This window comes from Flavobacterium silvisoli, from assembly GCF_004329815.1.
Classification (GTDB): domain Bacteria; phylum Bacteroidota; class Bacteroidia; order Flavobacteriales; family Flavobacteriaceae; genus Flavobacterium; species Flavobacterium silvisoli.
Genome location: NZ_SJPE01000001.1, coordinates 204,720 through 225,548 on the forward strand (window position 1 = coordinate 204,720; position 20,829 = coordinate 225,548).

Annotated in this window: 20 protein-coding genes; 11 read left to right on the forward strand and 9 right to left on the reverse strand. The window is 38.4% G+C overall.

Annotation, left to right across the window (positions count from 1 at the left end; translation table 11 throughout):
• Positions 1–17: 17 nt before the first annotated feature.
• From EZL74_RS00815 to EZL74_RS13315, 4 genes are all read left to right on the forward strand, one after another.
• Positions 18–1,244, forward strand: a complete 1,227-nt coding sequence (locus tag EZL74_RS00815) for a M23 family metallopeptidase (RefSeq protein ID WP_240034539.1) — start codon at positions 18–20, stop codon at positions 1,242–1,244.
• 94 nt (positions 1,245–1,338) lie between these two features.
• Positions 1,339–2,982 (forward strand): glucose-6-phosphate isomerase, encoded by a 1,644-nt coding sequence (gene pgi, locus EZL74_RS00820; protein ID WP_131474688.1) that lies wholly within the window; start codon positions 1,339–1,341, stop codon positions 2,980–2,982.
• 84 nt (positions 2,983–3,066) lie between these two features.
• Positions 3,067–3,489 (forward strand): hypothetical protein, encoded by a 423-nt coding sequence (locus EZL74_RS00825; protein ID WP_131474689.1) that lies wholly within the window; start codon positions 3,067–3,069, stop codon positions 3,487–3,489.
• 84 nt (positions 3,490–3,573) lie between these two features.
• The gene (locus EZL74_RS13315) at positions 3,574–4,137 is read left to right on the forward strand and encodes a septal ring lytic transglycosylase RlpA family protein (RefSeq protein WP_131474690.1); all 564 of its coding nucleotides are present in this window, start codon (positions 3,574–3,576) and stop codon (positions 4,135–4,137) included.
• 1 nt (position 4,138) lies between these two features.
• Here the strand turns inward: EZL74_RS13315 and EZL74_RS00835 are convergent, their stop codons facing one another.
• On the reverse strand, positions 4,139–4,606 hold the full coding sequence (locus EZL74_RS00835) for a CYTH domain-containing protein (protein ID WP_131474691.1): 468 nt from the start codon (positions 4,604–4,606) through the stop codon (positions 4,139–4,141).
• Positions 4,607–4,646: 40 nt separating this feature from the next.
• On the opposite strand from EZL74_RS00835, the gene dinB reads away from it, so the two are divergent.
• Positions 4,647–5,729 carry a DNA polymerase IV gene (dinB, locus tag EZL74_RS00840; protein WP_131474692.1) on the forward strand — a complete coding sequence of 361 codons (1,083 nt, stop codon included), beginning with the start codon at positions 4,647–4,649 and terminating at the stop codon, positions 5,727–5,729.
• Between the two features lie 49 nt (positions 5,730–5,778).
• Here dinB and EZL74_RS00845 read toward each other — a convergent pair whose 3' ends face one another.
• From EZL74_RS00845 to EZL74_RS00870, 6 genes are all read right to left on the reverse strand, one after another.
• Positions 5,779–6,543, reverse strand: a complete 765-nt coding sequence (locus EZL74_RS00845; RefSeq protein WP_131474693.1) for a Bax inhibitor-1/YccA family protein — start codon at positions 6,541–6,543, stop codon at positions 5,779–5,781.
• 29 nt (positions 6,544–6,572) lie between these two features.
• Positions 6,573–8,003: a pyruvate kinase gene (pyk, locus tag EZL74_RS00850; RefSeq protein WP_131474694.1), complete on the reverse strand. Its 1,431-nt coding sequence runs from the start codon at positions 8,001–8,003 to the stop codon at positions 6,573–6,575.
• A 5-nt stretch (positions 8,004–8,008) separates the two neighbouring features.
• Positions 8,009–8,497 carry an IPExxxVDY family protein gene (locus EZL74_RS00855; RefSeq protein ID WP_131474695.1) on the reverse strand — a complete coding sequence of 163 codons (489 nt, stop codon included), beginning with the start codon at positions 8,495–8,497 and terminating at the stop codon, positions 8,009–8,011.
• Positions 8,498–8,610: 113 nt separating this feature from the next.
• Entirely contained in the window at positions 8,611–9,351 is a 741-nt protein-coding gene (gene rnc, locus EZL74_RS00860) for a ribonuclease III (protein ID WP_131474696.1), read from the reverse strand.
• 7 nt (positions 9,352–9,358) lie between these two features.
• Positions 9,359–10,612, reverse strand: a complete 1,254-nt coding sequence (fabF, locus tag EZL74_RS00865; protein ID WP_131474697.1) for a beta-ketoacyl-ACP synthase II — start codon at positions 10,610–10,612, stop codon at positions 9,359–9,361.
• Positions 10,613–10,790: 178 nt separating this feature from the next.
• Positions 10,791–11,027 carry an acyl carrier protein gene (locus tag EZL74_RS00870; RefSeq protein ID WP_007137004.1) on the reverse strand — a complete coding sequence of 79 codons (237 nt, stop codon included), beginning with the start codon at positions 11,025–11,027 and terminating at the stop codon, positions 10,791–10,793.
• Positions 11,028–11,203: 176 nt separating this feature from the next.
• Here EZL74_RS00870 and purN point away from each other — a divergent pair, with 176 nt between their 5' ends.
• Together purN and rnhA are read left to right on the forward strand one after the other, a co-directional pair.
• The gene (gene purN, locus EZL74_RS00875) at positions 11,204–11,767 is read left to right on the forward strand and encodes a phosphoribosylglycinamide formyltransferase (protein ID WP_131474698.1); all 564 of its coding nucleotides are present in this window, start codon (positions 11,204–11,206) and stop codon (positions 11,765–11,767) included.
• Between the two features lie 8 nt (positions 11,768–11,775).
• Positions 11,776–12,255, forward strand: coding sequence for a ribonuclease HI (gene rnhA / locus EZL74_RS00880; protein ID WP_131474699.1), 480 nt, complete (start codon positions 11,776–11,778; stop codon positions 12,253–12,255).
• Between the two features lie 5 nt (positions 12,256–12,260).
• On the opposite strand, the gene EZL74_RS00885 is transcribed toward rnhA, so the two are convergent.
• Entirely contained in the window at positions 12,261–12,680 is a 420-nt protein-coding gene (locus tag EZL74_RS00885; protein WP_131474700.1) for a hypothetical protein, read from the reverse strand.
• 122 nt (positions 12,681–12,802) lie between these two features.
• Here EZL74_RS00885 and EZL74_RS00890 point away from each other — a divergent pair, with 122 nt between their 5' ends.
• The gene (locus EZL74_RS00890) at positions 12,803–13,729 is read left to right on the forward strand and encodes a PfkB family carbohydrate kinase (protein ID WP_131474701.1); all 927 of its coding nucleotides are present in this window, start codon (positions 12,803–12,805) and stop codon (positions 13,727–13,729) included.
• Between the two features lie 94 nt (positions 13,730–13,823).
• Entirely contained in the window at positions 13,824–15,722 is a 1,899-nt protein-coding gene (locus EZL74_RS00895; protein ID WP_131474702.1) for an amidophosphoribosyltransferase, read from the forward strand.
• Between the two features lie 593 nt (positions 15,723–16,315).
• Here EZL74_RS00895 and EZL74_RS00900 read toward each other — a convergent pair.
• Positions 16,316–16,924 (reverse strand): superoxide dismutase, encoded by a 609-nt coding sequence (locus tag EZL74_RS00900; RefSeq protein ID WP_131474703.1) that lies wholly within the window; start codon positions 16,922–16,924, stop codon positions 16,316–16,318.
• Positions 16,925–17,097: 173 nt separating this feature from the next.
• Between EZL74_RS00900 and EZL74_RS00905 the strand changes: the two genes are divergently transcribed.
• Both EZL74_RS00905 and EZL74_RS00910 read left to right on the forward strand, forming a co-directional pair.
• Complete coding sequence (locus EZL74_RS00905) at positions 17,098–17,679, forward strand: GNAT family N-acetyltransferase (protein ID WP_317125790.1); 582 nt, start codon at positions 17,098–17,100, stop codon at positions 17,677–17,679.
• Complete coding sequence (locus EZL74_RS00910; protein WP_131474705.1) at positions 17,679–20,828, forward strand: UvrD-helicase domain-containing protein; 3,150 nt, start codon at positions 17,679–17,681, stop codon at positions 20,826–20,828. Before EZL74_RS00905 ends, EZL74_RS00910 begins: the two co-directional genes overlap by 1 nt.
• Position 20,829: the final 1 nt, after the last annotated feature.

Sequence of the window (20,829 nt, forward strand, 5' to 3'; positions counted from 1 at the left end):
GCATAAAAATAAAACGTTTGAAAAAAATACTCCTCATATTTTTTGCTTTAGCAACATTAATATCTTGTGATAAAACCGAAAAAAAATCGGTCAAACCTCATAAGAGTATGCCGCTTACCGTCGACTTTGGATTTAAATTGAATGATTACAACATTGTTGAAGACACTATTCAGTCCGGAGATACATTTGGCAGTATTTTAGAAAAACAAAATCTGAACGGTAATCAAGTTTACGACATCGTTGCCAAAGTGAAAGACACTTTTGATGTGCGCTCCATCCGAAAAGGAAAACCTTTTCTTTTGCTGCGTACCAAAGATAAAACCAACAAACTTCAGGCATTTATTTACCAACCCGATCGGCTGAATTATTACATTGTTGACTTGAGAGATTCGGTCGTGGCACATAAAAGAACAAGACCGGTAAAATTTGTCACCAAAACAATAGCTGGTGCTTTAAATGGTTCGCTTTCGGAAACGCTTCAAAACTTAAAAGTTGATCCGGCTCTGGCACCTAAAATCGCCAAAATATACGCTTGGTCCATCGACTTCTTCAAACTGCAAAAAGGCGACAAGTTTGCCATGACCTTTACCGAAAGATTCATTAATGACACTATTTATGACGGCGTCGACAGTTTAAAGGCAACCTATTTTGAGTACAAAGGCAAAAAAATATATGCCTTCCCATTTTCTCCTGACGGCAGTACCGGAAAACAACAATATTTTGACGAAGAAGGAAAAACTCTGAAAAACTTCTTCCTGAAAGCCCCGTTAAAATTTGTAAACATCACATCGCGATACACCAAAAGTCGCTTCCATCCGGTGCAAAAAATATGGAAAGCTCACAACGGAACGGATTATGCAGCTCCTACAGGAACGCCAATCATGACCACCGCTTCGGGAGTAGTTGAACAAGCCGGATATACTGCCGGTAACGGAAACTTCGTCAAAGTAAAACACGACCGAACGTACTCGACTCAGTATTTACACATGTCAAAAATCTTAGTGCGTCGCGGGCAACGGGTAACACAAGGACAAATTATCGGAAAAGTAGGAAGCACAGGCTTAGCCACAGGACCACATGTTTGCTATCGTTTCTGGAAAAACGGTGTACAGGTGGATGCGCTTCGTTTGAATTTGCCAACTTCAACTCCTATGGACTCTAAACTAAAACCAAAATTCATGGAACAAATGCTTCCGTTGAAAAAAGTGCTGGATAGTGTCTCTGATGTAAAATTCAGAAAGTAATTCTCAATATAATTACTAACTACAACGTTAGCGTAAAACATTCCGTTTTTTTAAGCCGTCAATAGTTGTAAATTTGTTATTCAAACGTAAAAAAATGGCATTACCTGATACGAATCCTACCAGCACTCATGCTTGGCAAAAATTACAACATCATTTTTCGCAAGTGCAAAATGTTTCAATGTCTGAGATGTTTGCCGGTGATAATACCAGAGCGGAAAAATTTCATATTCGGTGGAATGATTTTTTAGTTGATTATTCCAAAAACAGAGTGAATCAGGAAACTCTGCAATTACTGCTGGAATTAGCCTATGAGGCAAACCTAAAAGAAGCGATAATTGAATATTTTAGCGGAGGTAATATCAACCGAACAGAAGACAGAGCCGTTTTACATACCGCCTTGAGAGCGCCTAAAAATAAAAGTGTTTTAGTAGATAGTAAAAACGTAATCCCGGAGATTTTTGAAGTAAAAAACAAGATAAAACATTTCACTGGTGAAGTAATTTCGGGGCAAAGAAAAGGACACACCGGTAAACCCTTTACTGATATAGTTAATATTGGAATTGGAGGTTCAGACCTGGGACCTGCCATGATTGTTGAAGCATTGCAATTCTATAAAAATCATCTGAATGTACACTTTGTCTCTAATGTAGATGGCGACCATGTAAATGAAATTATTAAAAAAATAAATCCGGAAACCACCCTTTTTGTAATCGTTTCTAAAACATTCACTACTCAAGAAACTCTTACTAATGCAGAAACCATTCGTTCTTGGTTTTTGAAATCGGCTACACCACAAGACATAGCCGAACACTTCGTTGCAGTTTCTACCAACATTGAAAAAGTAACCCAATTTGGCATCAATCCCGACAATATTTTTCCGATGTGGGATTGGGTTGGCGGCCGTTTTTCGCTTTGGAGTGCGGTGGGTTTATCCATAAGTTTAGCGGTTGGTTTCGGTCATTTTGAAAATCTTTTAAACGGCGCACATGAAATGGATGAACATTTCAAAAACGAAGCCTTTGATAAAAATATTCCGGTTATTTTAGCATTGCTCAGCATTTGGTACAATAATTTTTACGGAGCCGAAAGCGAGGCAATAATTCCTTACACGCAATATTTGCAAAAGTTGGCCCCCTATCTGCAGCAGGGCATTATGGAAAGCAATGGTAAGAGCATTGGCCGTGACGGAAAACCGGTAAATTACCAAACAGGAACCATCATTTGGGGAGAACCGGGAACCAATTCCCAACATGCTTTTTTTCAGTTAATGCATCAGGGAACTAAGTTGATTCCGACTGATTTCATTGGATTCATCAAACCGTTGTATGGCAATGACGAGCATCACAACAAGTTGATGTCTAATTTTTTTGCCCAAACTGAAGCCTTGTTAAACGGAAAAACAGAAACACAGGTAAAAGCAGAAATGGAAAAACAAGGAATTCCTGCTGAAACGGCTTCTTTCTTACTACCATTCAAAGTATTCTCCGGCAACAAACCTACTAATACCATTTTAATCCAAAAGTTGACACCAAAATCATTAGGTTCCTTAGTGGCTATGTATGAGCATAAAATCTTTGTGCAGGGTATTATTTGGAACATTTTCAGTTACGACCAGTGGGGCGTTGAACTGGGAAAACAATTGGCTAATTCTATTTTAGACGAAATCGATTCGGGTGTTGTGAAAAAGCATGACAGTTCGACCGAATTCCTTTTAAATCATTTTTTGAGCAACAAATAATTGTTATTTAACAGAAAACCTCATCGCCAAGTGAGGTTTTTTCATGCCTTTTTCTCTATATTTGTTATTCCAAAACAAAATACCATGTACCACTTTATTCAAAAATTCCACTCGGGTTGGGCGTATATTGCGCTGTTATTATTAGTTGTTGCTGTTGTCAATTCGTTTATAGGAATGTCATCTCAAAAGGAGTTTACTGCAAAAGACCGTAAAATAGCACTCTTCGGACTAATTGCTACACACATACAACTATTGGTTGGATTAATTCTTTATTTTGTCTCTCCCCTGGGCTCTGAATCGTTTGGACTTATGAAGGACGCCGCTTTAAGATTAACATCTTTAGAACATCCGCTAACAAATATCGTTGCCATAGTATTAATCACCATCGGTTGGTCAAAACATAAAAAAGCGGAAAACAGCGTTTCAAAGTTCAAGTCAATTGCCATTTTATATGGACTGGGGTTGCTTTTAATTCTGAGTAGAATTCCATGGAACCTTTGGTTCTAAGTAAAAAGTAAAAGTCCTGCAAAGGGCTTTTTTTATCAAGGTATGGTTTTTGCAAAACCTGTTGTACAAATTAAAATGCTCCGTATGAATACCAAAATAGTCCCTTTCTTTTCTTCTTTAGTTCTTCTGATTTTTTCCGCTTCGTTATGGGCTACAAACCCACCGCAACAGAAAGAAAAGAACAAACCAAAGGCGAAAGAAACCGCAGTTGCACCAAAAGAAAGTAAAGACAAGACCAAAGCCGCAACACTTCCGTTGACCAAAGTAGACACACTAAAAAATAAAGCGCTGGCAGAAATTCCGCAAGTAACCGACTCGTTGAAAACGGAAATGAACTTAAAGTTTAAATTCTACAAAAAAAATGCTCACGCTTCTTATTACGCCCAAAAATTCCATGGCAAAAGAACGGCAAGCGGAATTCGATTTGACAATACTAAATACACAGCCGCACATAAAAAACTGCCTTTCGGCACTAAAGTAAAAGTAACGAATGAAGCCAACGGAAAATCGGTAATCGTAGAAATTACAGATCGTGGCCCTTTCTCTAAAGTACGTGAAATCGATTTATCCAAAAAAGCTTTTATGGAGTTGGTTGACAATAAAAATTCGGGGGCCGTAATTGTAAAACTGGAAGTGGAAGATAAATAAATTACCAGCTTCTGAAAGGATGACGGCTTAAATAGGCGTTGTAAAATCGCTCATCATTAGTAACCTCCTGCCCCAACCAGTGAGGTTTTACAAAAAATTCATCTTCTGATTGCAGTTCAATTTCTGCTAAAATCAAACCTTTATTTTCACCATCAAAAACATCTACTTCAAAAAGGTGTTTGCCGATTTTTATTTCATAACGGGTTTTTTCAATAATTCCTTCTTCACAAAGCAAAAGCAATTTGTCTGCATCGGCTATTGGTATTTCGGTTTCCCACTCAAAGCGGGTTGTACCGGTTTCGTTGCCTTTTCCTTTGATGGTTAAATACCCTTTATTGCCGTTAATTCTGACTCGAACTGCGCGTTCCGGATTTGAATTTAAATAGGCCTGTACTATTCGTTTTTCAACAAAAACTTCTTTCAAAAAATCATTCGAAAGGACTAAAAACTTTCTTTCTATTTCTATCATCACACACAAAATTTATCGAAAGATACTATAAATTTGTGACATGGCGGAACCGATTTCTTATCGAAAAATTATTCATATCGACATGGATGCCTTTTATGCTTCGGTCGAACAAATGGACAATCCTGAGTTGAGAGGAAAACCTCTGGCTGTGGGCGGAAGTGAGGTTCGCGGTGTGGTATCGGCGGCAAGTTATGAAGCGCGTAAATTTGGGGTTCGCAGTGCTATGAGCGGCATTCAGGCCAAAAGAAATTGTCCGGATTTAATTTTTGTCCGACCGCGTTTTGACCGTTACAAAGAAATTTCAAAAAAGATTCGGAAAATTTTTCACGAGTACACTGATTTGGTCGAACCTCTGTCGCTGGATGAAGCGTATTTGGATGTTACTCAAAATAAAAAAGGGAATCCCAGTGCCACCTTGATTGCCCAGGAAATCAGAAAACGCATCTTTGAAGAAGTTGGTTTAACCGCCTCTGCCGGTATTTCGGTTAATAAATTTGTGGCCAAAATTGCCAGCGATTACAACAAACCCAACGGACAGAAAACGGTAAATCCGGAAGAAGTTGAGTCTTTTTTAGAAAATCTCGACATCAAAAAATTTTACGGTATCGGAAAAGTAACCACCGAAAGAATGTACCATTTGGGGATTTTTACCGGAAAAGATTTGAAATCAAAATCGAAAGAATTTCTGGAGGAGCATTTCAGCAAAAGCGGATTGCATTTTTACAACATTGTCAGAGGCATTCACAACAGCTCGGTAAAACCTAACCGTATAGCCAAATCGGTAGCAGCCGAACACACGTTCAATGAAAACCTGACTTCAGAAATATTTATGGTGGAAAAACTGGAGCGCATAGCAGGTGAGCTGGAAAAGAGATTGAAGCGATACAACATTTCCGGAAAAACCGTAACGTTAAAAATTAAATACAGCGATTTTACGACACAAACCCGAAGCAAAACACTGCCTTACTTCATCTCTGATAAAGGATTGCTCTTAGAGACTGCTAAGGAGCTTTTGTTTCAGGAACGAATGAAGGAGTCAGTTCGATTACTCGGCATCTCGTTAAACAATTTAAATACCGAAATAAAGAAAACGGTTGTAGTGCAATTGAAATTTGAATTTTAGTCATAAAAAAACCAGCTTTAAAAGCTGGTTTTTCGATTTGAAAATCTTTTTATTTTTTAGAAAGCTTAGAAAGTAGTCTTAAGAATTCGATGTACAACCAAACCAGTGTAATCATCAATCCCATAGCTCCGTACCACTCCATGTATTTTGGCAATTTATTTTGTACTCCTTTTTCAATTTGGTCAAAGTCTAAAAATAAATTCAAAGCCGCAACTACTATTACAAAAGCACTGATTCCGATACTCATCATTGAGTTACCATAATGAACCGGCTGGAAACTGGTAAACATTGCCAACAACCAAGAGATCAAATAATAGGTTGCAATAGCTAATGTAGCCGCAATAACAACCGATCTGAACTTATCGTTCACTTTTACAATTTCGTATTTGTACAAACCAAAACAAACCATAAACGTTACAAAGGTGCAGCTAACAGCTTGTATAACAATACCCGGATACATGATTTCAAAAATAGACGAAATTCCGCCAATGAAAAGCCCTTCGAATATGGCATAACCCGGCGCTAAAAATCCCGAATTTTGCGGTCGGAATGTAGCAATTAAAACCAAAATCAAACCAACAATAGCTCCGCCAATGGTCAATACTATTGGATTTTGTCCGTTGTAAGTCATGGTCCAAGTTATGGCTGCACTGGCAATCAACAAAATCAACATCAGGAAACTTTTGTTGATGGTACCCGAAACCGTCATGGTTTGATTGTAATCAATAATTACCGCTTCGTGGGTTGTATCCGCTGTGTTACGGGCGCTTTCCGTAAACGATTTTGATTTGAAAAATGGATTGTTTGAATTCATATTATTTTTTTGCTTTAAATATAATAAAATTATTCTATTTCTGATACTCTTAATGTATTTACCATCCCTTTATCAGCTACCGGCATCGCCGCCAAATTAATCAGCATGTCTCCTTTTTTTACATACCCTTTTTCTTTGGCCATTTGGTTGATGTCTTCTACTGTGTCGTCAGTACTTACAAACTTGTCATAATAAAAAGCATTCACTCCCCAAAGTAAGTTCAACTGGGTCAAAATCCTTCTGTTAGAAGTGTACACCAAAATATGGGCTTGAGGTCTCCAGGCAGAAATCTGAAAAGCCGTATAACCGCTGTTGGTCAGCGTTGAAATAGCTTTGGCTTTTATGTCATTGGCCATAGTAGCCGCATGGTAACAAATAGACTTGGTAATAAAGCGCTTGGTTCTGACATGAGGCGGATTTTGAGGCACTACAATGAGTGGAGAATCCTCAACCGCTTCAATGATTTGGGTCATCTTTTCGATAACCTCTACGGGATAACTACCCACCGAAGTTTCGCCCGAAAGCATCACGGCATCTGCTCCATCCATAACTGAATTTGCTACATCATTTACTTCAGCCCGGGTTGGTGTTAAACTGGTAATCATGGTTTCCATCATTTGCGTAGCAACGATTACCGGAATTCTTGCTGTTTTAGCTCTGTGAATCAATTTCTTTTGAATCAAAGGGACTTCGTGCGCCGGAATTTCCACTCCCAAATCACCGCGAGCCACCATCAATCCGTCACAAAAAGCAACGATTTTATCGATGTTTTCAACCGCTTCTGGCTTCTCGATTTTAGCAATAATCGGAATTTTATGGTCGGAATGTTTGGCAATTAAATCTTGTAATTCTTCCAAATCTTTGGGAGTTCTCACAAAGGAAAGCGCTATCCAGTCTACTTTTTCATCTATGGCAAACAATGCATCTTTAATATCCTTTTTGGTCAATGCCGGCAAGGATACTTTGGTTTGCGGCAGGTTAACTCCTTTCTTAGATTTTAACGGACCGCCCTGAATCACCTTACAAACAACTTCGGTAGTACCGTTAGTTTCCAAAGCTTCAAAAATCAACTTACCATCATCTAACAAGATTCGTTCTCCCGGATTTACATCTTTAGGAAAAGACAAATAATTCATATAAACCCGTTCCTTGGTTCCCGGAACATCTTCGGCGGTTTGAAAGGTAATGATATCCCCGGGCTTTACCACCACATCCTCTTTCATCACCCCAACACGCAATTTGGGACCTTGTAAATCGGCCAAAATAGCTGTGGTATACCCGAACTCTTCGTTCAGTGCTCTAATAATATCGATTCTTTCTTTTACGTCAGTGTAATCAGCGTGAGAGAAATTAATGCGAAATACATTCACACCGGCATCTATCATTTCTTTAATTACTTCTCTCGAACTACATGCAGGCCCCAGCGTGGCTACAATCTTAGTTTTTTTTCTCGTTGGCATTCTATTTAAAAAATTAAATTATTTTTCGATTTTATTTTTTCAGCTTCAACAGTGTATACTGTTGTAACCCTTTCAATTTTCTTGATGCAATTTGCAATTTTCGCAACGTCTATCGTATCTTCCGCATTTTCTATTTTTAAAAAGTAATCCACTTTTTTAAACTCGGGTATCAAATAAATTTTGGTCGAAAATTTACTGCTGACATCCGCAAACAAGCCTTCATTACCGGCTGATGACGCAACTAAAACATCATTTTGATTTTGAATCAGATTCCAGAAAATATCCTTCTTTTCATCTTCAAAAATAAACCTAGTAAATTGGGTTTCTCCTTCTCTATTGCTGATGTGGATATTGCAATTGCTCTTTTTTAAATTAATCGGAAGCTGTTGATTAATGTAATAAGCCAATCGGTAATCCTCTAATGGTGAATGAATAGCAATTAGCTGATAATCTATTTCGTCAAACTCATCCCAATGCAATTTGTGAATGGCCATACCTTGCAATTTAAGTTGTAAATATAGTGTATCTGTTACAGATTATCGCTAAGTGAGGATTGCCTTAACGATATTTTATGAACGAAAACGTTGTAGCCTTTTGGGACGCTGTTCTATTTTTTATTAATTTTTTCCTGAAATGCAAAATAAGCGCGTTGGGAAGCCTTTTCTTCTGCTTTCTTTTTCGAGGTTGCGCGGGCTTTGGCAACTACTTTATCATCAATACTCAGGCGAACGCCAAAAAACTTTTGCCCATCATTGCCGTTATCATCAAAGACATCATAATGGAATGACTTTTTTTCTTTTTGGCACCATTCAATTAGCAAACTTTTATAGCTGATGACTTTACCTTCCAGTTTTTCGATATCTACATAAGGTGTGATAACACTTTTCTGGATGAATTTTTCACAAAAGTCATAGCCTTTATCTAAAAAAATAGCACCCACTAAAGCTTCAAAAATATTGCCGTGTATGTTCTCGCCAAAATGTTGGGTAGGGACTTTACTTTCAACAAATCGGATTAAATTTAAGTCTCGTCCCAACTCATTTAAATGCTCACGGCTCACAATTTTGGAACGCATTTTGGTTAAATAACCTTCGTCTCCAGCTGGGGCTTTATTGTACAAATGGGCTGCAATTACAGCGCTCAACATGGCATCTCCCAAAAATTCCAAACGTTCGTAGTTCATGGGGTTTCCTTTCAAATCCGTGCGGTTGGTAGAACGGTGAGTGAACGCTTTTTCGTAGTAGATGATGGTTTGGGGCCTAAAACCTATAACTTTTTCAATTTCTTTAAAAAAAATCCCGTCCTCAGTTGAACGGGAATTTTTAAATATTTTTTTTAGAATTTTCATCTAAAGTTTAGTCTTCTAATTTTTTGAATAATACGCAAGCGTTATGGCCTCCAAAACCAAAGGTGTTACTCATTGCTACCTTAACCTCTCTTTTTTGAGCTTTATTCAAAGTCAAATTCAAACTCGGGTCAATATTTTCGTCTACCACTTTATGGTTAATGGTTGGAGGAACGATTCCGTGTTTCATAGCCAAAATAGAAGCAATTGCTTCAATAGCTCCGGCAGCACCCAATAAGTGTCCGGTCATCGATTTGGTTGAATTAATGTTGATGTTTTTAGCATGGTCACCAAAAACAGCACTAATAGCTTTCAACTCAGCCACATCGCCTAACGGCGTTGAAGTTCCATGGGTGTTGATGTGGTCAACATCCGTTGGTTTCATTCCGGCATCATTCAAACAGTTTTGCATTACAGCTATTACACCTATACCATCCGGATGCGGAGCTGTTAAATGGTAAGCATCTGACGACATTCCGCCTCCGCCGATTTCACAATATATTTTAGCACCGCGGGCTTTGGCGTGTTCGTATTCTTCTAAAACTAAAGCACCGGCACCTTCTCCTAAAACAAAACCGTCACGCGTAGCATCAAAAGGTCTTGATGCTGTTTCCGGACTTTCATTTCGGGTAGACAAAGCCTGCATAGAGTTGAATCCTCCCATACCGGCAATAGTTACAGCAGCTTCTGAGCCTCCAGAGATGATCACATCACACATGCCTAAACGGATGTAATTGAAAGCATCTATAAGGGCGTTGGCTGAAGAAGCACAAGCCGAAACTGTAGTATAATTAGGTCCCATAAACCCATTGCGCATTGAAATGTGAGCAGGGGCAATATCGGCAATCATTTTCGGAATAAAGAATGGATTGAATCTTGGTGTCCCGTCTCCTTTGGCATAACTGATGACTTCCTCCTGGAACGTTTCGAGTCCGCCAATCCCGGCACCCCAAATCACTCCCACACGGTGTTTGTTAACGTTGGTATCGGTAATTCCTGCATCTTTAATGGCTTCTTCACTGGCTGCAATAGCATATTGAGCAAATTTGTCCATTCTGCGGGATTCTTTGCGATCCATGTAGGCTTCGATATTGAAGTTTTTAACTTCGCAGGCAAATTTTGTTTTGTGTTTTTCAGTATCGTAATAAGTTATGGGAGCCGCGCCACTTTTACCATTTACCAAGCCATCCCAATATTCTTCGATTGAATTTCCGATGGGCGTCAATGCACCTAAACCTGTTACTACAACTCGCTTTAATGCCATAATGTGTTTTTTACTAGGTATTTAAACAAATAATACCCATGTTTTCTTCAAAGTTAAATCATTAAAGAGACAAGGGTATTTCAATATTTTTTTGATTGAATGTCAATCAGTTTTACTCTTTTCAGTAAAAATAATAAAAAACCCCGTGAAAAACTGGCTTCTCACGGGTGAATTATTATTATTTTTTTGCTTCTTCGATGTAAGAAATAGCTTGACCTACAGTAGCAATGTTCTCTGCTTGGTCATCCGGAATTTGAATATCGAATTCTTTTTCGAACTCCATAATAAGCTCAACAGTGTCTAATGAATCAGCGCCTAAATCATTGGTGAAGCTTGCTTCTGTTACAACTTCGTTTTCGTCAACGCCTAATTTGTCTACAATAATCGCTTTTACTCTTGATGCAATGTCTGACATAATTTCTAAATTTTTAATTTTAATTGTTGGCAAAAATAAAAAACTTTATTTTAAAACAACCTTTTTGTTACTAAATGTGTTCACGAAATTAAAAAAATTATTTCAAAATCTTACACATACATGGTTTTAATTCGGGTAATTATTCTTTTTTTTGTACCATAAAATTGCCTTCCCCAATGAAAAAAATCTTGCTTTTTGCTTCAGGCACCGGTTCCAATGCAGACAACATTATTCAGTTCTTTAAAAACCAAAAAGAAGCGACTGTTATTGCTGTTTTTTCAAACAATCCCGAGGCCAAAGTTTTAGCAAAAGCACAGGCCCATCAAGTCCCAACTTGGGTTTTCAACAGAGTTGAATTAAACGAAGGCAGCGTACTGAACAAAATCAAGGAATTGCAACCCGATTTGATCGTACTCGCCGGTTTTTTATGGAAAATGCCCGAAGCAATTGTTCACGAATTCCCGAACAAAATCATCAATATTCATCCTGCATTATTACCAAAATACGGCGGCAAAGGGATGTATGGCATGAATGTGCACAAATCTGTTTTAGAAAATAAAGAACACGAAACCGGTATCACCATTCATTATGTAAACGAACACTACGATGAAGGCGAATTCATATTCCAAACTGCTGCCAACATCGAAAATTGCAAGACTCCCGAAGAGATTGCCGCCAAAGTTCACGAATTAGAACATGAATATTTCCCGAAAGTAATTGCCCAGATCCTGAAACCCTGACTCCAGAAATGTCACATCAAGTCCACATATACACCGACGGTGCTGCCAAAGGAAATCCCGGAAACGGAGGTTACGGTGTAGTAATGGAAATGGTTGGTACTCCGTACAGAAAAGAGTTTTACGAAGGGTTTCGCTATACCACCAATAACCGAATGGAATTACTGGCTGTAATCGTTGGTTTAGAAAAACTCAAAAACCCCAACATGAAAGTATTGGTAGTATCAGACTCTAAATATGTGGTGGATGCCGTTGAAAAAAAATGGGTCTTCGGTTGGGAAAAGAAAAATTTTGCCGGCAAAAAAAACCCTGATCTGTGGAAACGCTTCCTAAAAGTATATCGACAACATCAAGTGGATTTCAAATGGATTAAAGGTCACAACAACCATCCGCAAAACGAACGCTGTGATGAGTTGGCTGTTTATGCATCAAGTCTTCCAAAGCTGTCTGTGGATGCTTTTTACGAAACAGAAGAAAAAAAGCTGCTGTAAATAACTCAGATTAAAGATCCCAGTAACCCTAAAATTCCAAAGAAAGCAACTCTCACCACTATATTTTTATAATAATCTGAGTGCTCACTCTCTTTTTGTTTGGTGAATTTTCGATAAGCAATAAAAGCTATCGGTAAGCAAGATATAATTCCAACACTCAAAACCATCATTGCTCCTGTCCAACTCATGAATTTGAATAAACAGCCTGTAACAAGTGTCGACAACAAAAATCCTGATAATATAGAAAACCCAACTGTTGTGTTGTCGATTTTCTTATGACTTAAAAAATAAAACCCTAAAGGAAAATAAAAGAATGAAATTGTCATCATCGACAAAATGGTCAAGATATTCCCTCCCGGAATATGAAAAAATTTCAAAATCAATCCAATTATCACAATGACGGCCAATACTTTTTCTGTTTTCATGCTGTATCTTGTTTTTTGTTAAAAACAAACCTACAAATTCCATCAAAACTTTGCAACTCTGAAACTTTGCAACTCTGAAACTTTAAACTTATCTTTGCACCTTTAAATTTGAAACTCAGAGAATGAACAAACTTTTAATAGTAGGAACGGTGGCTTTTGATGCTATCGAAACGCCCTTCGGAAAAACAGACAAAATATTAGGCGGAGCCGGAACTTTCATCGGTCTGTCTGCATCGCATTTTAACTTACAATCAGCTATAGTATCTGTAGTTGGTGATGATTTTCCACAAGAATACCTCGATTTGTTGACGGCAAGAAACATCGATATTTCAGGTCTTGAAGTAGTAAAAGGCGGCAAAACATTTTTTTGGAGCGGACGTTACCACAACGACATGAACTCCAGAGATACTTTGGCTACAGAATTAAATGTATTGGCTGATTTCAATCCTATTGTTCCCGAAAACTTTAAAAACGCCGATGTGGTGATGTTAGGAAACTTACACCCTATCGTTCAGTCTAGCGTTTTAAACCAAATGACCCAAAAACCTAAATTAGTGGTATTAGACACCATGAACTTTTGGATGGATTGTGCGTTGCCGGAATTATTAGACGTTATCAAACGCGTGGACGTAATTACCATTAACGATGAAGAAGCCCGTCAATTGTCAGGCGAGTATTCTTTGGTTAAAGCAGCTGCTAAAATCCACACTATGGGCCCTAAATACGTGGTAATTAAAAAAGGAGAACACGGTGCTCTGATTTTCCATAACGAACACATCTTCTTTGCTCCTGCTTTACCTTTGGCAGATGTATTCGACCCAACCGGTGCCGGTGACACTTTTGCGGGTGGTTTTGCCGGATTCATTACTCAACAAGGCGACATTTCATTTGAAACGATGAAAACCGCTATTATTCAAGGATCTAATCTAGCTTCTTTCTGTGTTGAGAAATTCGGAACCGAGAGAATGCTCGAACTCACAAAAGAAGAAGTGAATCAACGCTTGAAACAATTCAGAGCTTTAACACAATTTGAAATAGAATTACAATAACTTTATGCCTCGATTCGTCGGGGCATTTTTTTTACACAACTACTAAAAACAACTGAAGCTGAGACCATTCAGCCGAAACAACACAACTACTACTATGAGCGACGCTATTAAACACGAATGTGGAATCGCCCTTTTACGATTAAAAAAACCGTTAGAATTTTACAAACAAAAATACGGCTCCGCTTTTTACGGCATACAAAAAATGTATTTGCTGATGGAAAAGCAACACAACCGGGGTCAGGACGGCGCCGGATTTGCTTCGATTAAATTTGATGTCGAACCGGGAGAACGATACATCAGTCGGGTACGATCAAACAAAGCCCAGCCTATTCAGGATATTTTTGCCCAAATCAACGAACGCATTAACGAAGAACTGGAACATCATCCGGAGTACCACGAAAATGTACAACTCCAAAAAGACAACATTCCTTATATTGGAGAACTGTTTTTAGGACATGTGCGTTACGGAACTTTCGGCAAAAACAGTATTGAAAGCGTACACCCGTTCTTGCGTCAAAACAACTGGATGCACCGCAACCTCATCGTAGCCGGAAATTTCAACATGACCAATGTAACAGAACTGTTCAACAGCTTAGTCGAACTGGGGCAACATCCAAAAGAAATGGCCGATACGGTTACCGTAATGGAAAAAATTGGGCATTTTCTCGACGATGAAGTAACCGATTTGTACCAAGAATGTAAAAATAATGGGTTATCCAAAAGAGAAGCCTCCCCGGTAATTGCAGAAAAACTGGATTTAGTCAAAATATTAAAACGAGCTTCCCGCGGCTGGGACGGCGGCTATGCCATGGCTGGCTTATTGGGACATGGTGATGCTTTTGTTTTTCGTGATCCTGCCGGAATTCGCCCTGCCTATTTTTACGAAGATGACGAAATTGTAGTAGTGGCTTCTGAACGACCGGTTATCCAAACCGTTTTCAATGTTCCGTTTGAAAAAGTACAGGAATTACAACCCGGTCATGCGATAATTATAAAGAAAAACGGCGCCATTTCAGAAAAAGAAATTATTACGCCTACGATAAAAAAAGCCTGTTCCTTTGAACGCATTTACTTTTCCCGTGGGAGCGATGCCGAAATTTATCAGGAAAGAAAAGCACTGGGGAGATTGATTCTACCAGCGGTTTTAGAGGCTATTGATAATGACACAGACAATGCCGTCTTCTCTTATATCCCAAACACCGCTGAAACCTCATTTTACGGCATGATTGAAGCGGCCAATGATTTTTTGAACCACCGCAAAAATCAGTTTATCCTCGACAACAGAAAAACACTCACCAAAGAAAAATTGGAGGAAATCCTGTCGGTAAAAATAAGAACTGAAAAAATTGCCATCAAAGATGCCAAACTCAGAACTTTTATCACAGAAGACAGCAGCAGAGATGACCTGGTAGCACACGTTTATGACGTAACCTATGGTGTAATTAAGCCCACTGACAGCCTGATAATCATTGACGATAGCATTGTTAGAGGCACTACTTTAAAAATGAGTATCCTCAAAATGATGGATCATTTGAATCCTAAGAAAATTGTAGTGGTTTCTTCAGCTCCCCAAATTCGCTATCCGGATTGTTACGGCATTGATATGGCCAAGCTCGAAGGATTAATTGCCTTTCAGGCAGCGTTGGCTTTACTAAAAGAAAAAAATCAATACCACATCGTGGATGAAGTTTATACCAAATGCAAAGCACAAGCGAATTTCAAAGACCATGACGTAATCAACTACGTAACCGAAATATACAAACCATTCACAGATCAGGAAATAGCCGATAAAATAGCAGAACTATTGAATTCGGGCGACATTAATGCCGAAGTAAAAATTATTTTCCAAAGTGTAGAAAATCTGCACAAAGCCTGTCCGAAAAATCTGGGCGATTGGTACTTTACCGGCGACTATCCAACACCGGGAGGTAACCGGGTTGTAAATAAGGCATTTATGAATTTTTACGAGGGAAAAAATGCCCGGGCGTATTAAAATTTTAACATTTATTGAAGTTAAACGATTATTGTTGCCGTTTATCTGAATTTTTTGTTTTCTGATTTTCAACACACTTACATTTGTCAGACCATAGCATTAGTAGGTTAAGTTTATGGTAGATTTGGGGCAAAAAGGGTGAAGTTTTACTTCACCTTTTTTATTTTATATCAATTCAAAAATCAGTAAAACTTTAACGATTTTACGTGCTGTTTATCTATTTTATTTTTTCCATGAGAATTACACTTATACTTTTGAATCACCATAGCATTAGTAGGTTAAGTTTATGGTAGATTTGGGGCAAAAAGGGTGAGGTTATGCTTCACCTTTTTTATTTTATATCCGTCAGAAAATCAGTTAAAAAGACCCGTTTTACTCTCATTTGCTCATCATTCCAATATATTTTTAACAAAAATTATCTTTTTTTAATTTGATGTTATTAGATTTGCCATACCATAGTATTTAGTAGGTTAAGTTTATGGTAGATTTGGGGCAAACAGGTGGAAGCAATTCCGCCTGTTTATTTTTTACAACACTCCACAAAAAAACCGACTGCTTTCACAATCGGTCTTTCTAATATTTAAAAAATATGCTTATTTCTCTGTAGCATATAATCTGGCTACTTCCGTCCAGTTGATTACATTAAAAAATGCTTCAATATAATCAGGTCTGCGATTTTGATAGTTTAAATAATACGCGTGTTCCCAAACATCCATTCCCAAAATTGGAAATCCGCCGCAACCTGTGTTCGGCATCAACGGATTATCTTGGTTCGGAGTAGAGCACACCTCTAATTTTCCACCTTTATGCACACAAAGCCAAGCCCAACCCGATCCAAAACGCGTTGCTCCGGCCTTGGCAAATGCTGCTTTGAATTCCTCAAAAGATTTAAAATCTCTTTCGATAGCTTCCAGTAATTCTCCTGTTGGCATGCCTCCCGCATTGGGTGCCATGATTCTCCAAAACAAATTGTGATTGTAATGTCCTCCACCGTTATTGCGAACGGCCATATTAGTCATGTCCAAATTAATCAAGATGTTCTCTATTGTTTTCCCTTCCATATCTGTACCGGCAATCGCCGCGTTCAAATTGGTCACATAAGCATTGTGATGTTTCGTATGATGAATCTCCATCGTTCTGGCATCAATATGTGGTTCTAATGCATCGTAAGCATAAGGTAATTGTGGTAATTCAAAAGCCATAATATTTTTATTTAAGTTACTATTAAATTGAATTCAAATTTATACATTTAACTTCGGAATCGGAAATACTATTTTCCAATTAACAAATAATTAAAATCAATTTTCCGATCAGGATTTATCCCGAATGTATTTCAGGAGCTGTTTCCCGCTTTTCAATACAATCTTTTCCTTGTTTGGTAAAACAAGGAAAAGGATTTCCATTACAATCGGGGCTAGAAAAAGAAGCGTACACCATGAATTTTAATCGGCAACCTACCCATTTACAAAACCAGTTACTCAAACTGATTCCGCTACAGCAAAGCAATTTCGAAGAACTGTACGCCGTTGCTTCCGATCCGTTAATTTGGGAACAACACCCTAACAGGCTTCGGTATCAGCGTGAAGTATTTCAAAATTATTTCGAAGGAGCCATGCAATCTGAAGGAGCCTTTTTAATTCGGGACACCAAAAGCAATGAAGTAGTGGGCAGCAGCCGATTTTATGATTACAACGAAAAAGAATCTTCCGTTTTAATCGGATATACTTTCATCGGTCGGAAATTTTGGGGTAACGGCTACAACAAAGCACTGAAAGAACTCATGCTCCAACATGCGTTTCAGTTTGTTGACAAGGTCTATTTTCACATTGGTGCAACCAATTACCGCTCACAAAAAGCCATCGAAAAAACAGGAGCCGTCAAAATAGACGAGTTTGAAGTCGAATATTACGGCGAAGACTCGAAACTGAATTTTATTTATATCCTAACAAAACCCTGATGCAAAAACCAGCTTTCTCCATATACGATGCTTCGGCCGGTTCGGGCAAAACCTATACCTTGGTCAAAGAATATTTAAAAATCATTCTGCTTTCTAAAAAACCCGATGCCTACCGCAACATTCTGGCCATTACCTTTACCAATAAAGCGGTACACGAAATGAAAAGCCGTGTTGTGGACAGCCTTTCCGAATTTGCCCGCGAGAATCCGTCTGACAAAGCCTTGCAACTCATGAAAGACATTCAGGCAGAAACCGGGTTGTCTTTGGCTACCATTACCGAAAAAGCAAAAAACATCATCAAAAACCTGATTCACAATTATGCCGCTTTTGACATTTCAACCATCGATAAATTTACCCATAAAGTCATTCGTGCTTTTGCTCACGATTTGAATTTACCGATTACTTTTGAGGTTTCACTCGACACCGAAAGCCTTCTAAACGAAGCCATTGATGCCCTCATAGCGCAAGCCGGAGAAGATGAAACGCTGACCAATTTACTCGTCGATTTTACAATGGAAAAAACCGATGACGATAAAAGCTGGGACGTGTCACGCGACATCATGGAAACCGGAAAACTGATTTTGAACGAAAACAATCGGGAAGAAATTGCGCACTTTAACAACAAAACCATAACCGAGTTCATCAACATTAAAAACAAACTCACCGAGCTAAGTGCCGAAATTGAAGCCGAAACCATTGCATTGGCAACCGAAGCATTGCTATTGATTGAAAATAACGGCATTGACATCAAATCCTTTTCAGGCAGTTATTTCCCCAAACACCTCATGAGTATTCAGGAAAAAAAATTCAATCCGGCTAATAAAACCTACCACGAATTTGACGATATCAAAATCAACAAAACAGCTCCGGACAGAGCAATTATAGAAACCCTTATCCCTAAACTGCTTGAAATCTTAGCTTCGATTTATAAAAAATTCGAGAAGAAAAACTTTTACGAAGCCTTTCTCAAAAATATCACGCCACTCTCGTTGCTCAATACCGTCAGCCACGAACTGGCCAAAATCCAGAAAGAACAAAATGTACTTTCGATAGCTGAGTTTAACAAAGTGATTAACGAACAAATCCAAAATCAACCGGCACCTTTTATTTATGAACGTTTGGGCGAAAAATACCGCCATTTTTTTATAGATGAATTTCAGGACACTTCTGAAATGCAGTGGCAAAACCTGATTCCGCTTATTGACAACGCCCTGGCAAGTGAAGATTTGAATGGTGAGCGGGGTTCATTGCTGATTGTGGGCGACCCGAAACAATCCATTTACCGATGGCGTGGCGGAAAAGCAGAACAATTTATCGAGTTGAGCAAAACCAAAAATCCGTTTGTCAATCCGGATAAAGCCTTGTTTTCATTGGGCACAAATTACCGCAGTTATTCCCAAATCATCGATTTTAATAATGCGCTTTTTGGCTTTTTGGCTCATGAATTTTCAAATGAAGATTACAAAGATTTATATCAAAATCACAGTTACCAGCAGCAAAATGATAAAAAAGGCGGATACGTTTCAATTTCCTTTGTACCAAAAATTGACAAAATCGCTTTGGATGACGAAGAAAGTCCGGAAAAGAACGAATTATATCTTCAATCAACGCTGCAAACCATTCAAAAAGTCAGACAACAGGGATTTCGTTTTAAAGACATTGTAGTACTGACCCGAAAAAAAGTACACGGGACCGAAATAGCCAATTACCTGACCGAAAACGGCATTCCGATATTGTCATCCGAAAGTTTATTACTCAACGCTTCTTCAGAAGTTCAAAGCATTGTGAACGTCCTGCGTTATTTGAAAAACAACAACGATTTGCAGTCAAAAGCCAGGTTTCTTTACTATTTGGCCTCGCAGCAGGACAAATGGGACATACACGATTTTATTGCCAAGGGTATGGAGCAAAATGGAGAACGAGACTTTCAGGACTGGTTACGCCACTTTGAAATCGATTTTTCCTTTGAACACATTCGAAAAAAATCATTGTATGAAGCCTGTGAAATCATCATAGCCAAAATGATTCCCACGACAAAACGAAACGCTTACGTACAGTTTTTTCTGGATATTGTTTTGGAACGCGATGTAAAAAACCAAGCCGGGATTTCGGATTTTCTGTACTATTGGGATATGAATTCCGAAAAACTGAGCATTCCTGCTCCCGAAGGTAACGACGCCGTTCGCATCATGACCATTCACAAATCAAAAGGATTAGAATTCCCGGTGGTGATTTTTCCGTTTGCCGAAGAAGACTACAGCAAAGGCCCTCGCGAAAAGATGTGGCTCAATGCCGATGAAGATGTGGTTGGTTTGCCAAAAGCTTTGGTAGACAAAAACAACAAGGTTGAAGCTTACGGAGCAGAAGCTTCTTTGGTGTACCAACAAAAAAAACAGGAAGAATTGCTCGATAACATCAATGTGTTGTATGTGGCACTCACCCGGGCGGAAGAACAATTGTATATCATTTCAGGAATGAATATCGGGAAAAACGGAAACCTTCCGAACAATATGTCGTCGTTTTTCATTCGGTATTTAGAATCGGTTGGTAATTTTAATGAAACGGTTTTGGACTATTCATTTGGCAAAGCCGAAAAAAAATCCGTAACCCGCGAGGTGCAAAACAATACGAAAACCATTCCGCAATTATCGGCTGTATTGAATCCGAAAAACATCAAAATTGCCCAAAAAGAAAGTTTGATGTGGAATACCAAACAACAAAAAGCCATCGAGTTTGGAAATGTTTTACACGAAATTTTATCCTTCGTAAATACCAAAGACAATATCGAATTGGCATTAACCAAAGCCATTGAAAACGGACTAATCATAACAATCCAAAAGACAGAAGTGGAAAAAACGATACAGGAAATCGTCAATCATCAGGATTTACAGTTGTTTTTCTCAGCTCACAATACGGTTTTAAATGAAAAGACCATTATTCAAAAAGAAGGTAATTTGGTCAAGCCCGACCGAATGGTCCTCAGCCAAAACAAAGAAATCTATCTGCTCGATTATAAAACCGGTGCACATCAGACCAAATACACCACACAATTAGAGAATTACCAAAATGCAATAGAAAAAATGGGCTTTAAAGTGACTAAAAAAGCATTGGTTTACATTGGAGAACATTTGGAAATCGTAAATTTGTAAA

What these genes read in the sequence shown, in the direction of transcription:
- EZL74_RS00900 (WP_131474703.1), bottom strand. Translation starts at nt 16,924, where the DNA reads ATGGCTTTTGAATTACCACAATTACCTTATGCTTACGATGCATTAGAA.
- rnhA (WP_131474699.1), top strand. Translation starts at nt 11,776, where the DNA reads ATGTCACATCAAGTCCACATATACACCGACGGTGCTGCCAAAGGAAAT.
- EZL74_RS13315 (WP_131474690.1), top strand. Translation starts at nt 3,574, where the DNA reads ATGAATACCAAAATAGTCCCTTTCTTTTCTTCTTTAGTTCTTCTGATT.
- rnc (WP_131474696.1), bottom strand. Translation starts at nt 9,351, where the DNA reads ATGAAAATTCTAAAAAAAATATTTAAAAATTCCCGTTCAACTGAGGAC.
- EZL74_RS00870 (WP_007137004.1), bottom strand. Translation starts at nt 11,027, where the DNA reads ATGTCAGACATTGCATCAAGAGTAAAAGCGATTATTGTAGACAAATTA.
- EZL74_RS00855 (WP_131474695.1), bottom strand. Translation starts at nt 8,497, where the DNA reads ATGGCCATTCACAAATTGCATTGGGATGAGTTTGACGAAATAGATTAT.
- fabF (WP_131474697.1), bottom strand. Translation starts at nt 10,612, where the DNA reads ATGGCATTAAAGCGAGTTGTAGTAACAGGTTTAGGTGCATTGACGCCC.
- pyk (WP_131474694.1), bottom strand. Translation starts at nt 8,003, where the DNA reads ATGCCAACGAGAAAAAAAACTAAGATTGTAGCCACGCTGGGGCCTGCA.
- EZL74_RS00845 (WP_131474693.1), bottom strand. Translation starts at nt 6,543, where the DNA reads ATGAATTCAAACAATCCATTTTTCAAATCAAAATCGTTTACGGAAAGC.
- EZL74_RS00895 (WP_131474702.1), top strand. Translation starts at nt 13,824, where the DNA reads ATGAGCGACGCTATTAAACACGAATGTGGAATCGCCCTTTTACGATTA.
- purN (WP_131474698.1), top strand. Translation starts at nt 11,204, where the DNA reads ATGAAAAAAATCTTGCTTTTTGCTTCAGGCACCGGTTCCAATGCAGAC.
- EZL74_RS00890 (WP_131474701.1), top strand. Translation starts at nt 12,803, where the DNA reads ATGAACAAACTTTTAATAGTAGGAACGGTGGCTTTTGATGCTATCGAA.
- EZL74_RS00825 (WP_131474689.1), top strand. Translation starts at nt 3,067, where the DNA reads ATGTACCACTTTATTCAAAAATTCCACTCGGGTTGGGCGTATATTGCG.
- EZL74_RS00835 (WP_131474691.1), bottom strand. Translation starts at nt 4,606, where the DNA reads ATGATAGAAATAGAAAGAAAGTTTTTAGTCCTTTCGAATGATTTTTTG.
- pgi (WP_131474688.1), top strand. Translation starts at nt 1,339, where the DNA reads ATGGCATTACCTGATACGAATCCTACCAGCACTCATGCTTGGCAAAAA.
- EZL74_RS00885 (WP_131474700.1), bottom strand. Translation starts at nt 12,680, where the DNA reads ATGAAAACAGAAAAAGTATTGGCCGTCATTGTGATAATTGGATTGATT.
- dinB (WP_131474692.1), top strand. Translation starts at nt 4,647, where the DNA reads ATGGCGGAACCGATTTCTTATCGAAAAATTATTCATATCGACATGGAT.
- EZL74_RS00910 (WP_131474705.1), top strand. Translation starts at nt 17,679, where the DNA reads ATGCAAAAACCAGCTTTCTCCATATACGATGCTTCGGCCGGTTCGGGC.